Here is a 14588-nt window from a genome sequence, read left to right as displayed (position 1 = left end):
GCGGAATGCTGCACTTGAGCTTGGCCTTAAATGTCGCTGCTTAGTCGCGCCACTAAGAGTTAAATTTTAGTGGTGCCACTAAATGGCGCTATTAAATAATAACTGGTAACTTTTCCTGAAGGGTATTACATCTAACTTATTGTATCAAAGAAAGAAATAATTTTTGAGTAAACTGAGGCCCATTATAAATTTAGAATAACAGAAAGCTTTTCGTTTGGAATTTAGTCATCGACACAATACAGCTTATTAGGTCGATGATTGAATGAAAGCGATCATAAATATTGGCAACTTATAAGCGTTAATAAATATGATCCTGTTGTCATTAATATAAATTCAAATTAATTAAACGTTACCTAACCATATATCTGCATTAATCTGTGGTTCTTTTTTGTGTTTTTTCTTACCGGTGCCTGCGGGTTTAGCCTTCGGTTTTTCAGCGCTGCCAAATACATTGTTGATAAATTCAGTTGTTTCAAAACCTGCAACTTGCTCTCTATCCAAACGCAATTTGTTCTTTTTCTCGATGACATTAAAATGGTGGTAATCGTCATGGTCAATAATTGATAATGCTAATCCAATTTCTCCTGCTCGACCACTTCGACCAATACGATGCATATAATCAGATGGACTTCTTGGTAAGTCAAAATTAATCACTACTGGCAATTTTTCAATATCTAAGCCACGCGCGGCGATGTCAGTTGCAATTAACACTTGGATTTCACCGTCTTTAAAAGCTTTTAGTACTCGTGTTCGTGCACCTTGACCTTTGTCCCCGTGAAACACCTCTGCCTTGATACCTCGCTTAGCAAGTTTGTCTGCTAGGTGGTTACATGCATTCTTAGCATTAACAAAAATTAAAGATTGCTGCCATTGATGTTGTTTAATTAAATGTGCTAATAATGCTGTTTTTTGTCCCTTATCAACGGTAAATACACGTTGCACCAATGTACTGGCATCGGCACTTTGTAACTGTATTTCAGCGGGGTTGTTTAACAAGGTTTTAGTCAATGAGGTGACTTGATCTGGGAAGGTTGCTGAAAACAATAAGGTTTGTTTAGTTTTTGGAAGAAGAGCTAATATCTTTTCTAGTTCTTCAGTAAAACCTAAACTTAACATGCGGTCTGCTTCATCAAGAATTAAACATTGTACATTATCAAGTTTGAGCGCATTGCTTGAAATTAGGTCTAGTAGTCTACCTGGTGTAGCAACAAGAATGTCTGCACCACCTCTTAATGCAAGCATTTGTGTGTTAGCAGAGACGCCACCAAATACAGCAACAGTTTTAATTGCTCCGTTAAAATGCACTGCATAAGATTTAATACTATCTGCAACTTGTTTTGCAAGTTCACGTGTTGGCACTAAAATGAGCCCAGTAACATCATTACTTCGTACTTGGTTCGTATTTTTTGATACTTTTTTGTAAGCAGGTAATTGTTGTTGAAGTTGTAACTTATGAATCTTTTGTAGTAATGGCAATGCAAAAGCTGCCGTTTTACCGGATCCGGTATTGGCTCCTGCAATTAAATCCTGGCCATCTAATATGCTTGGAATGACTTGCGCTTGGATAGGTGTAGGATGCTCATAATTCAACTCTGTTAAGCGCCCTAACAAAGGTGAAATAAGACCAAGTTCAAGAAAGTTGGTTGCAGTATTGATCGTTATCACTGGGTTTGTATCATTGCTCATTAATATAAAAGACTCGTTGCTAAATAATAACCATCCATTTTAACGTATTTAGTACGTTAGAAGTGAATTAAATAGAATAAAAATAATCACACTACAATTTACATTAAACTTGTAGTTAATAGATCACCAACTAGCGAGTAGTCGGTGCACTGATTTTTTTGGGGTTCTACAAAGCAGCTGTATTTGTTGAAAACTTAAATCAAATAAATTGTATCTTTCACCTATATTATCAAGCATTGCTAACCAGAGGTGGCTAGTCATTTGAGCATCGTATAATGCGCGATGAAAGTCGCCAGTATTGGCTATATTAGCAAAGCGGATTAACTCGCCAAGTTTATGGCTAGGCGCTTCTTGAAAAATACGACGAGATAACAGTAGTGAACAGCCTATATCACCTAAATGTTGTCGGTTTATTTGCGCCAATTCTGATGATAAAAAACGTTTATCAAAAGAAGCGTTATGTGCAATCAAATTATCATTTCCAATATAATCAGAAAACTCTGTCATAACTTGGCGGCATGACGCTGCTTGAGATAACATATTATTAGTGATGCCTGTGTATTGCTCAATAAATGAATTAACTGCAAAACCTGGATTCATCAATGATTGGAATTGATCTTTTACTTCGCCGTTCACGAGGCGGACTGCTCCAATCTCAATGGCTCTATCGCCTTCATTTGGCGATAACCCTGTTGTTTCAAAGTCAAAGATAACCACAGTATCTGCTCGCATATCTAAAAATCTTCCTTTTGCTGTATAAATAGAAATTGTGGATCGCCTTATTGAGATATGGCACTTTCCTTAATTATAAAGGGAGTTAAATTAACATAAAACACATACTTAGTATAAATCCATAACAATTAGCAGCCGATAGTTTGAGTCTTGAATAAAGGATATATAGTTTTTGTGCGGTTATAACAGATGAACAATCAGCTATGACAAAGAATATTGGGAATGTTTCTGTGAGCCTTTGGTCTTTTAACCCGGAGTGAACAAAAGTAAATAAGCTATTTAACCTGGTTTTATGCATTTCAGGGTGGGCAAGTGATATTTCATTCTGTATGATTTAGATGACTTTCATGGTGATGACTGATTTGTTTTTTTGTGGTGAAATTATTTGATCATAAATTGCCATGGAAGTAGATCTCCCCACATTCATTATTTCTTAATATTCGAGGGGATTCCTCAGGTTTTATTCTCTAAGGTTAAAGTTGTCATTTCATGCAATTACTGAAATTAATCAGAACTTGTTGACTCCTGCATATGCTTGGCTCAGTAGATATTCAGACTAAACGCAATGACAGCAATCATAAAAGGAATATCCTATTCCCTCATCTTGACTTGTATCTGATACATTAGTTTTAGTCCAACTATGAATCATTTGATATAGGTTATGTGTAATGATTGGGATAATAACACTTATCATTCACATATTAATTTATTAAAAAATGGATTTTAAAAGTAGATTAACTCTAAACAATCATCTTAAATATACAGTTAAGGTTTAGCTAAGATGTTTTTAATTGAGTTTATTCAACTCACATATTTATCGCTTGCTTGAATGATTAAGTAATATCTAACAAGGAATGTTTTAATATGACCCGAATAAGTAATAGTGATGACAATTCTGATTCAGATAAATCTGACAGCAAAGGCTCAGATAATGATGATTCAAGTAAACGCTTTGAAGAATCCTTACACGATATTGAGGGGTATCTTGATGCTGTTTTTAATAACATGGGCGATCCCATTTTTGTTAAAGACGAATCATGCCGATTATTATTAGTTAATGATGCTTTTTGTAACATGTTTAACTTACCCCGAGATCAAATTATTGGGAAAACATTAGCAGAAAGGGTTCCCACCAATGAGCGTGAGCATTTTTTATCGATAGACAAACAAGTATTGGAAAGTGGTCAAGAGGTATTAAGTGAAGAAACATTAACCATTGGCGGCTGTCTAACCAAAACCGTTCTTACTAAAAAAAATCGATTTGTAGATTCCAAAGGTAATTACTTTTTAGTAGGAATGACCCACGACATCAGCGAACGTAAAAAAATCGAAGAACATCTCAAACTTGCAGCCAGTGTTTTTTCTCATTCAGGTGAAGAAATATGCATAACCGATCACAATGCCAGAATAATAGAAGTTAATAATGCTTTTACACGGGTGACTGGGTTTAGCCGAAAAGAAGTGTTTGGCCAGCATTTAAGTTTTTTACAGTCAAAAAGACATTCGTCAGAATCTAACAAAGAAATGTGGGATCTATTGCACGAAGAAGGCGCCTGGCATGGTGAAGTGTGGCACCGACGTAAAAATGGCGAAACCTATGTGCTAATGAAAACAATTAGTGCAATTTATGACGATAACGGAGTAACCACACATTATGTTTCTTTAGGTAATGATATTACGCCGATCAAAACCCAACAAGACCAGCTAGAGCATATTGCACATTACGATATGTTGACGAACTTGCCTAATCGTTCACTGTTAGCTGATCGATTAACGCAAGCCATGTTGCAATGCCATCGCCATAAACAATCATTGGCCGTCACCTTTATTGATTTAGATGGTTTCAAAGCTGTTAATGATGCCTACGGACATGATGTTGGTGATCAATTGTTGATCGCGCTGTCGATGAGAATGAAGCAAGCATTACGCGAGGGAGATAGTTTAGCCCGTATCGGTGGTGATGAATTTGTTGCAGTATTAGCGGATTTGGTAAAACCGGAAGATTGTAAGGTCATTCTAGATCGATTACTTTTAGCTTCATCTGAAGCCGTTACTATTAATGATGTTATTTTCAAAGTATCGGCAAGTATTGGCGTGACTATCTACCCGCAAGATAATGTAGATGCCGATCAATTAATGCGTCATGCAGATCAAGCGATGTATGTAGCAAAAGGATCGGGTAAAAATTGTTATCACTTATTTGATACAACGCAAGATGATGCAGTAAAAGTGCAAAGGGAAAGCTTAGAAGCAATTAGGATTGCCTTAGATGAGCAACAATTTGTCCTATATTATCAGCCTAAAGTTAACATGCGTAGTGGCAAGGTTATGGGAGTAGAAGCACTGATCCGTTGGCAACATCCTACTCGTGGTTTACTCAATCCAATGGAATTTTTACCTGTTATTGAAAATAACCCCATGAGCATAGAAATGGGTGAGTGGGTTATTGACACTGCATTATCACAAATCAGTGAATGGCAAAAAATGGGGTTGAACTTACCGATTAGCACCAGTGTTAATATTGCAGCAGTGCAATTACAGCAATCAATGTTTACTACAAGATTATCTGAGTTATTAGCGCGACACTCCGATGTTGATCCTAGTTATTTAGAACTTGAAGTATTAGAAACAAGCGCTATAGATGATGTGATGCATGTTTCGAAAATAATGAATGCCTGCATTAAGCTAGGTGTTAATTTTGCTTTAGATGATTTTGGTACGGGTTATTCTTCGTTAACCTATTTGAGACGATTACCCGTTAATTTAATCAAAATAGATCAAAGTTTTATTCGAGATATGCTTGATGATCCAGATGATTTGGCGATCGTAGAAGGTGTGATAGCTTTAGCAAAATCTTTTAAACGAGAAGTGATTGCCGAAGGCGTTGAATCTATTGAACATGGTACTGCATTGCTAAAATTAGGTTGTGAACTTGCACAAGGTTATGGCATAGCGAAACCGATGCCTGAGAGCGAAATACCTAAATGGGTAAATGAATGGAAACCTGACATTGCTTGGAAGCTTAAGTGAGGTTTATGTGATTTAGTGGTATCACTAGATTTTGTTTGTAGAGGTAATAGATAGTTGTAATGTGTTGCTCATTCCAGCAGCACTTGTTAGTGGCTTCCTCATCATTTCTGAGTGATTTTCATCACGACGGAGTACATTACTTAAATGCCTTTATCTTCATTCAGATAAGTGGGAATAGAGCATAGTAAAAGATAGATTCAACAACCTATTTTCATAATAGAATCAATTACTCTCATAATAAAATCAATAAAGCTTTTCTCAATCCCAGCCAGCAATTATCAATGGGTAAATAGCAATGTTTTTACTACTCTTTATTTTAACCAAGATCTTTACATACAAAAAAGCCAGGCTTAAAAAACCTGGCTTTGACAAATAGATACACCACAAAAATTAATCTTTGTGTAGGTGAACATCCATTTGTGGGAAAGGAATATTTAATCCTTGTTTAGGGAATGTTTTGTATATATTTTCATTCATATCAAAGAATACTCCCCAATAATCTGCAGCATTAACCCATGCGCGAACCGTGAAGTTAACTGAGCTGTCTGCTAACTCTGCAACAGCAATAACGACAGGTGTATCTTGTAAGATACGAGTATCTGCATCGCAAAGTGCTTTAATTGCAGCACGAGCAACATCAAGGTCATCACCATAAGCAACACCAACAGTCCAATCTACGCGACGTTTTGCTTCAGTTGAAAAGTTAACCATTGAACCAGAAGACAATGCAGCATTAGGTAAAATGATTGTTTTGTTATCAGGTGTTTTTAAAATAGTATTAAAAATTTGGATTTCATTTACCGTACCAACATGACCTTGTGCATCAATGACTTGGCCAACTTTAAATGGTTTGAAGATTAATAACATTACACCACCAGCAAAGTTTTGTAATGTACCTGAAAGTGCCATACCAACAGCTAAGCCAGCAGCAGCTAAAATAGCAACAAACGATGTCATTTCAATGCTAAGCATACCTAATACAGATATAACTAACATAACCTTAAGTAATGTGCCCACTATACTGCATAGGAAAGGTTTGAGTGACACATCCATATTGCTTTTGTCTAAGATTTTACCGAAAGTCTTGACCAAAATTTTGATCAACCAGCTACCGATAATCCATACAACAATTGCACCGATTAATTTAGGGCCATATTCAAGCGCCATTGTTTGCGCCATCGTAATTACTTCTTCTGCCGTCATAATTTTATTCCTTTAGTTTTAAAATAGTATTAATTACTCGGTTTAACTAAACAAAGTTTAAATTTGTAAATAGTTATACCCGTACCAGTCCTTTGATTAATATTTGACCATTAAACAAGCTTCGATATTTTACATTAAATTTGTAACGGATTAATACTGAAAATTTGTATTTAATTAAGAAATGAGAAAAATAACACTTTTATAAGAAGTAGAAGTGCTTAGGAAAGCAACATAACAAAGACAGTTAGGGGAGATAATATAATCTATTACTTGGATTCAAGGATAGATAAGATTGGTTCAGTTCAATATCGTTATCAAAGGTTTAGATGAGATGACTAATGGCTTATATACAAAATGATGGTGTTTATTACAGTCTCTTTAACTATATTATTTGACAATAAAATGAGAAGCGGTTTATTTTTAAAGTTTATATTTTTAGTTTACTGCCGTTTTTAGATAGCAGTGCATTTAGATAACGGTTTATTCAGAGAGCTATTTTTTAATATTTCGTATCTATTAACTTCTGTTTACTTTAATCATCTTAGTTTTGTTCTGTGACTGTAAAAAAAGACAGGTAATAACTAGCACTATTCCAAACCATCCAACCAAAGAAATCGACTCTCCAACAATCAGAACAGCTAACAGAGCGGCCACAACGGGTTCAAACAATGTTAATAACGTTGCCTTACTGGCGTGAACGTAACGTAAACCAAAACCAAAGGCTAGATACCCTATAAACATTGGTATAACGGCCATATAACAAACCACCATAATATTGGTCATATTTGAAAATAAATGTTCCCCGGTAAATAATAAAGAAGGGAGTAATATTAAGGCACTAAGAGCAATTAAACTGCCCATTGCAGATTCAGACTGAATCCCTTTTTCAATCATAGATCTGGCTACCCAAGAATATACAGCATAGGTAACCCCAGCGAGCATCCCAAGTAAAACACCTATGATTTTAACTGAATTAGATCCATCTTGTAGAGAGCCAGCATCCTCGGAGTAGGTTAGTAAAATGATGCCTATTAAACCAATGACAACACTTAAAAACCAACGTTTATCAAGCGTGGAGTTTTTGCTAAAAAGACGTTCAAGTAGCGCTGTTGCAAAGGGTGCTGAACCAATCGATACAACGGTTCCGATCGCCACACCAGCAAATTGCATCGAACTATAAAATGCAAGCGGATAAGTTGCTACAGCTAGCGCGCCAATTATTAATTCTTTTTTCAGGAAAGTTAATTTCCCCGCATCACTGAGCAGTTTCTTTCTCGCCATCGTCGCAAGTAACACTCCACCTATACCCATAGCAAAAGCACCTATTGCTAAAGCACTTAATTGCGATGCAAAACTTGCGACGGTACCTGTTGTTCCCCAGAGCACCGCTGCGAATAAAATAGCTGTTTGGCCTTTGGCTGCATTATTGTTTGATAATCGAAATCTTGAGATTGTATTCACTGGCATTTTATAACTCGTTCGTTAATAGCGTAGATAGGATAGCTTATATAAATAAAACAAAATACTTACGTTGCACAAAAGACACATAACTTGTTTAAGAGAGCGCACTTAGAATACTAGCCTGACGCTGAGAGAAGGCTAAAATATTAGCGTAGTAATAACAAGGAGAATTCGTCTTGAACTACGCAAAACTAACGATACTTTATAGCCAAAAAATTAATTAAAAAATAACTGTTTCGATAATTGCTATAAGCAAAAATACTTAAGTTATTTTTCATAGGAAACCCAACTGTTGTTTATTAATTGAGCCAGTTGAGTAATGAAATCAACTTAAATAGATGCTATATATTGCCCTTGTTTTTTATTGTAATGTCAATTTTTGATACATGTGTATTAATATTTAGGTTCAAAATGAGACATAACAGCATGCATTATAGGCGGTATTTTTGTTATGTTATTGTAATACAAAAAGCACTTTATTAATTAAACTGTAAATACAATATTAAATTATTAGCCCATGGTTAATTTAATCAATGCGTTTTTGTTGACTTCAACAATATATTACCCTTTAAGTTTTAGATGCTCGGCATATTTATACATGGAAGTATATTTGAAGTGTTTTACCTAGTTCCAATAACAATGTTCAAGGAGAATGTTTTTCATTTAATAAACATTCAAAACAAGAAAACTTAAGCCAAAACAGTTAATCATTTGTTCAGTCGTGCAACGCAAATTAATAGATAACCTAGAGACATACTTTTTATATGAAAAGGGGTCTGACTTGGTCATTTATTTTAAGCCGTACAATTGAATGCCTGATAATTGAAATGGATTTTTATAATATATTAGGAGTTAACTATGCGTTCTAGTTTTAAAAAGAAGTTAGTATCAGCTTTGTGTCTTGTTTGGGCATCTTCAGCGTATTCAGCTGTAGAGTTCAAGCTTGGCCACTTCGGTTCTGAAAATCATCCTTCACACATTGCCGCGATGCAATTTGCTAAGCAAGTTGAGGATCGAACAAAAGGCGAAGTAACCGTTGAGCTTTATCCTAATAATGCATTAGGCAGCCCACCAGAAGTATTAGAGCAAGTAGTCATGGGAGTTGTTGATATGAGCCTGTCTGGGCAAGATCAATTAGCTAAACATGTACCATTGTTCGACACCGTAAGTATTCCTTTTTCTCTTAGTAACTCTGCTCATGCAGACCGTGTTTTAGATGGGCCATTTAAAGAGTGGGCGGCACCAGAACTTGAAAAAGTAGGGCTTGTTTACTTATCTAGTTGGGATTGGGGCTTCCGCCAGTTGACTAACTCTGTTCGTCCTATTTTGACTCCTGCAGATGTTAAAGGGCTAAAAATTCGTACTCCACCTGCAATGACTTATCAAGCTGCAATGCAAGCAATTGGCGCAAATGTTCAAACTATTTCGTTTAGTGAACTTGTGATGGCAATGCGTCAAGGTGTTGTTGATGGACAAGAAAATCCCATTGGTGTTATTTACAATTTGAAACTGTATGAATCACAAAAATTTATTTCAATTATTAATTACTTGTACAGTTCAATGGTTCACGTTGTTTCTCAAGACGCTTGGGACCGTTTAACTGAGGAGCAGCAAGTTATTGTTCGTGAAGAGTCAGATTCAGCTCGTTTGTTAATGCGTAAATTAATGCGCGCTGAAGAGTTGAAACAAATTGAAGATATGCGTGCTAAAGGCATTGTAATTGACGAGCCTGATCTTGCACCTTTCCAAGCAATGATGGGACCTGCCTATGAGCAAATTAAAAAGAAAGTGGGTGCAGCTAATTTTGATAAATGGATTGAAATGACGAAGTCTGTTAAATAGCTCAGTTAGTTTAAAATCAGTCTGTTAAATAATCCAATGTTTAGATGTACTAACCTCTTTGATTTCGTCTTTTAAAGGCGAAATCTTTCTTTTTACAACAATTGAATTAATAATGCGGCCGAAGATAGAGTAGAATTTTGATTCGCTAAGAATCTGTCATATTCGCGGATTATTAGGATTTGAGAAAATTTATTACTCGGCTCTTAATTACAATGTGTTGAGTACAATACATTGTCATGGGCTTTGACCTAAAAGCATTAACTTTTATTCAGTTGTTTTATTGATAGGTAATGACAGGTATGTTGACCTTAGCGATATTCGGCGTTCTTATTTTCCTCCTCTTAATTAATGTGCCAGTTGTTGTTGCAATTGGCCTAACATCAGTAGCTTTTTTTGTTGGCCTTGGTGATGCACGTTTACTCGCGATGCTTCCACATCGTATGTATTACGGAACAACTGGTTTTACACTACTGGCTATTCCATTTTTCATTTTAGCGGGGAATTTAATGAATACGGGCGGGATCACCGATCGTATATTCCGTTTTGCGCAATCAATGGTGGGGCATATTGCAGGAGGTATTGGTCAAGTTAATATCGTTGCGAGTGTTATTTTTTCAGGTATGTCTGGTTCTGCAGTTGCAGATGCGGCTGGGCTTGGACAGATAGAACACAAAGCGATGGTTGACCAAGGTTATGATCCTGCTGACTCAGCAACTCTGGTTGCAGCTTCTTCCGTTATAGGGCCTGTTATACCTCCTAGTATTCCTTTTGTTTTATATGGATCCATTACTAGCGTATCTGTAGCTCGTTTATTCTTGGCGGGTTTTATTCCAGGCCTGTTGATGGCGATCGGCATGATGATTGCGTTGGGTATTTTAGCTAAACGCAGAAATTATCCTCGCGCCGAACATAAGGCTCCTTTTAAAGAACGCCTTGCTTCATTCAATGGTGCCTTTTGGCCTTTGATGGCACCTGTCATCATTGTTGGTGGGATTATGAGTGGTTTTTTTACGCCGACAGAAGCTTCAGTTGTTGTATGTGTTTATGCTGCTTTACTTGGTTTTTATTATAAAGATTTAAAACTAAAAGCAATACCAGGGATCGTTTATAAATCAATTACTCAATCGGTTAGCCTGTTATTTATTATTTCATCGGCAAATTTTTTCGGATGGTTAATTATCCATCAAAAAATTCCAGATAGTGTCATAGAAACACTAGTTGGTTACGGTGCAACGCAGTCAATTGTAATGTGGATTGTTATCGGTGTTGTATTAACCATGGGGCTATTTTTGGAAGGAAATGCGATCTTCTTGATCACGCTTCCATTGTTTATGCCGATAGCAACAATGTTTGATATAGACCTAGTTAACTTCGGTGTTGTAATGGTCTTATTGATCATGATTGGGAATTTAACGCCACCTGTGGGAATGTGTTTATTTGCCGTGGATAGCTTCGCAAAAGTAGGGATGCCTGCGTTAGCTAAACGGGTGTGGCCATATTTATTAATGATATTTTTAATTACAGTATTAATTGCATTTGTACCAAGTATTTCGCTGTTTTTACCTAATCTTATCATGGGAGAAATGTAATGATTAACTTAATAAAAACAGTTGATATCTGGGTTCAACGCATTCTTCGCTATATTGCGATGACTATGTTTACGGTACTCGCTGTTTTGTTGATTGCTAATATAGGGTTACGTTTGATCAACGATTTTGTTCAGTTTTTAATTGAGCATGGGATGGAAGGAGTCGCCAACGTAATTCAAAGTATAGTGACGATTAACTCTTTTTATTGGTTTGATGAAGTGATCGAGTTAAGTTTTGCTGCACTGGTATTTTATGGTGCTGCCGCACTGTGGTGTGCAAAACTGCACTTTTCTGTGGGTGATTGGATAAGTCCTAGAATCAAAAATGTTCGCTTGAAACACTTCTATACCTTATTGATCTTGTTAATTTCTGCCACTTTTATGGCAATATTGTTTTGGTATTCCCTGAAATTAACTTTAAAAACAAATCAAGTAACCACAGCATTTCAGATAAAGCAGTGGATACTTTATTCGTGTATACCAATTTCTTCAGCAATTATGCTCACTTACTCAATCGCTGACGTTATTATTGCCGCTAAAAGGTGGGTAAAAGGAACGGTTGAAGAAGCATAACTGTTTGTATCGCTATTTATGAATTAGTTCTGTATATGTAGAAAATGGCCTCGATTGTGTTTGAGCTATGCCAATTGTAACGAGAATTTAAGTAACAATTTAAGCAATAATTTAAACAGCAATTGAAGCCATTTTTCATAAAAGCATCTTATAAACAACAAATTAGTCTATAGCTAGCACTTTTGGGTGTCCTAATAGATCACTCTAAATACAACAACTACTTGTTCCACATTCACTTTCCATCACCGTTTATCTTGTTTATTTCTCGTTAACAATTACATCAACTTTATCACGGTAGTTTTCTTCATTAAGTGGGTACTTATTACCAAAATAGAGAGTTGTTTGTCCTTGCTTATGTGCCGTGAGCTTACAAACTTCACCACCAAATATAATCCCTGGTTCCCGAAATGGAACTAAACTTCTAGATGCTTCACAACTTATACTGGCAACGTCTGGAGAAGACGACATTATCCAAGGGTAATATCCCCACCTGCCTGGAAATCCATCACCAATTGCTAGTACTTCTCTAACATCGCCCTGGTGTAACTTTATAACCAAAATGCCATTATCATTTTCAACTAACTCTGTATAACTGTGTCTTTCTCCTGCGCAGCCTTGAAGCAAAAAGGAGATAACAAATACGAAAATTAACTGTTTCATAAACTATCCTTGTTATGTTTTGATTATGTTAATAATGATTTAATAAAAAAAGCTTAGGCTGATATTACATACTGCCAAGCAGTAAGTGTGTTACATGGCTCTAATCTAAACAGATTGAATCGATATTTACCAGATGGAATAAGTTGGGCCTAACTGAATTCAATTTTATAGTTAACCACACACATTATTAACTACAAACAGTATCAACTCTAAATGTCACTCAGTTAAAGTATTATTTATCACTTTTAATATTCGCGTCATTTTTCAAATATCAGTCTAAAATGACAATCTTCATATTCTCTACAAATTTTCTGCACATTTTATCTTTATAGTTTAGTTATTCAAACCAAGTGGCATTCAAAGCAGAGTCAGTATATGGACTACATGAACAACACATAAAGGTAATACCACAACAATTCAAATTGTTAGAGTTTTTGTGCTTTATAAGCTAGGAGAACAATATGAAAAATAAAATAATGGGATTACTAAGTGCATTATTTGCTTTTAACTTTGCAGTAGCAGCGCCTGCTGTCGCAAACGAACAACGCAATGATATTAAAAATCATAAAGGACACAATATTCAAAGAATTGAACATAAACGGGAACAGGTTAAGAATGTAATTCATCGTGGCGGTCACCAAAACATTAACCACCATCTCAACAACAGTAATTATAAAAAACCGCATCACAACAATAACCAGCAGCATGCAAAACTAAAGACGAAACATAAACCAGTCGTCAGCTTTATTGAAATTAATACAAGCTATATACCATTGTTGTCTATTATTGTTTCAAAGAATAATATTATTAAACGTCAAAATCATAGTGTTCAGCACCATAAAAACAGACATAAACAACAAAAAATTAACCAACATAAGAGAAAACAGGATGCCCATTACGGATCTGTCAATTATTTAGCATTTGACCTGCGCAGATAGTTGGTTATTATCAAGTTTTAATTACCTTTATGCTCAATGAGCATTAAAAGTTATTGATCATTAAAGCGCATTACAAATGTGGATAGAAAATCTATAAAGTTTACTGTCTGGTTAGTTTTTCACAACGGAGGCTGGTTTATGGAAGAACCTAATAAGTACAATAGGGCAGTTATATTAAGTATTTTATTATTAGTGATTGGTGAAGCTTTATTTTATATAGGCGTAAATTTCACATTACCTGATAGTACTGCACGTTACGCGTACGTGGCTTCCGGAATATTAACTGTACCCTTATCTTTATTCTGGGCTGTTTTTGCTTTTATCAATGCGAAAACGAAAAACACTAAGCGCTTATCATTGATCGCAATGGCTTTGTCTGGAACGATTCTATTGATTGGTTTATTGAAAATAATTTAATCTTATTAGAAAAACAATTAAAATATTTTGTCATCAAAGCTAGTAAATTGTGCTTGATATATTTATTAACTACTCTTGATATTGAAGTAAACATCGCTTTATTTAAGACCTGTGTTGATGCTTATTTTACAAACTACCCTGTGAGTCATCAACTCGAAAATCCTGTAAGAAATTTAACCTCAATTGTTAAAGAATATTAGGGCAACGTTTGCTGACTATTTCTACTGCGTTTTCGCTTATTTATGGGAATAACCACACATCATAAGCTTAGCCTTGTATATAAAGCCAGCAAAACTCGTTGCAAAAAAAACTTGAAACATGAACAGCCCCTAATAAAAATGAACAAATCTTAGTTATATTTGTCACAGGGTTAACATAAATCAATGATGGTTATTTATCAGGTTCTAAATACTTCTGCACTTGTCATTGGTGTTACAATGAAAGATCAAAATCCAATT

At 35.5% G+C, this 14588-nt stretch carries 11 protein-coding genes; 6 read left to right on the top strand and 5 right to left on the bottom strand.

Annotated features, from left to right (window positions below):
- Positions 1 to 342: 342 nt before the first annotated feature.
- Complete coding sequence (locus tag MT390_RS03515) at positions 343 to 1686, bottom strand: DEAD/DEAH box helicase (RefSeq protein WP_499439634.1); 1344 nt, start codon at positions 1684 to 1686, stop codon at positions 343 to 345.
- 123 nt (positions 1687 to 1809) lie between these two features.
- Entirely contained in the window at positions 1810 to 2418 is a 609-nt protein-coding gene (locus MT390_RS03510) for a 3'-5' exonuclease (protein WP_166371385.1), read from the bottom strand.
- Between the two features lie 864 nt (positions 2419 to 3282).
- Here MT390_RS03510 and MT390_RS03505 point away from each other — a divergent pair.
- Positions 3283 to 5448 (top strand): sensor domain-containing protein, encoded by a 2166-nt coding sequence (locus MT390_RS03505; protein ID WP_499439631.1) that lies wholly within the window; start codon positions 3283 to 3285, stop codon positions 5446 to 5448.
- Between the two features lie 390 nt (positions 5449 to 5838).
- Here MT390_RS03505 and MT390_RS03500 read toward each other — a convergent pair whose 3' ends face one another.
- Together MT390_RS03500 and MT390_RS03495 are read right to left on the bottom strand one after the other, a co-directional pair.
- Complete coding sequence (locus MT390_RS03500; RefSeq protein ID WP_166371389.1) at positions 5839 to 6651, bottom strand: mechanosensitive ion channel family protein; 813 nt, start codon at positions 6649 to 6651, stop codon at positions 5839 to 5841.
- A gap of 516 nt (positions 6652 to 7167) precedes the next feature.
- Positions 7168 to 8118 carry a DMT family transporter gene (locus MT390_RS03495; RefSeq protein ID WP_499439630.1) on the bottom strand — a complete coding sequence of 317 codons (951 nt, stop codon included), beginning with the start codon at positions 8116 to 8118 and terminating at the stop codon, positions 7168 to 7170.
- Positions 8119 to 8970: 852 nt separating this feature from the next.
- On the opposite strand from MT390_RS03495, the gene MT390_RS03490 reads away from it, so the two are divergent.
- The 3 genes from MT390_RS03490 (at position 8971) to MT390_RS03480 (ending at position 12115) form a co-directional block, all read left to right on the top strand.
- Positions 8971 to 9954 carry a TRAP transporter substrate-binding protein gene (locus MT390_RS03490; protein WP_299662176.1) on the top strand — a complete coding sequence of 328 codons (984 nt, stop codon included), beginning with the start codon at positions 8971 to 8973 and terminating at the stop codon, positions 9952 to 9954.
- Between the two features lie 290 nt (positions 9955 to 10244).
- On the top strand, positions 10245 to 11543 hold the full coding sequence (locus MT390_RS03485) for a TRAP transporter large permease (RefSeq protein ID WP_166371393.1): 1299 nt from the start codon (positions 10245 to 10247) through the stop codon (positions 11541 to 11543).
- Positions 11543 to 12115, top strand: a complete 573-nt coding sequence (locus tag MT390_RS03480; protein WP_299662173.1) for a TRAP transporter small permease — start codon at positions 11543 to 11545, stop codon at positions 12113 to 12115. Before MT390_RS03485 ends, MT390_RS03480 begins: the two co-directional genes overlap by 1 nt.
- A 258-nt stretch (positions 12116 to 12373) precedes the next feature.
- On the opposite strand, the gene MT390_RS03475 is transcribed toward MT390_RS03480, so the two are convergent.
- A complete protein-coding gene (locus MT390_RS03475; protein WP_499439629.1) occupies positions 12374 to 12775 on the bottom strand; it encodes a hypothetical protein in 402 nt (133 codons plus the stop codon).
- Between the two features lie 461 nt (positions 12776 to 13236).
- Here MT390_RS03475 and MT390_RS03470 point away from each other — a divergent pair, with 461 nt between their 5' ends.
- Both MT390_RS03470 and MT390_RS03465 read left to right on the top strand, forming a co-directional pair.
- Positions 13237 to 13713: a hypothetical protein gene (locus MT390_RS03470; protein ID WP_499439628.1), complete on the top strand. Its 477-nt coding sequence runs from the start codon at positions 13237 to 13239 to the stop codon at positions 13711 to 13713.
- A 138-nt stretch (positions 13714 to 13851) separates the two neighbouring features.
- Positions 13852 to 14130: a hypothetical protein gene (locus MT390_RS03465; protein ID WP_166371398.1), complete on the top strand. Its 279-nt coding sequence runs from the start codon at positions 13852 to 13854 to the stop codon at positions 14128 to 14130.
- Positions 14131 to 14588: the final 458 nt, after the last annotated feature.

The organism is Vibrio sp. 2-Bac 85 (assembly GCF_037546705.1).
In the GTDB taxonomy this organism is placed as follows: Bacteria; Pseudomonadota; Gammaproteobacteria; order Enterobacterales; family Psychromonadaceae; genus Psychromonas.
This window is presented reverse-complemented; position numbering and strand designations above follow the sequence as displayed.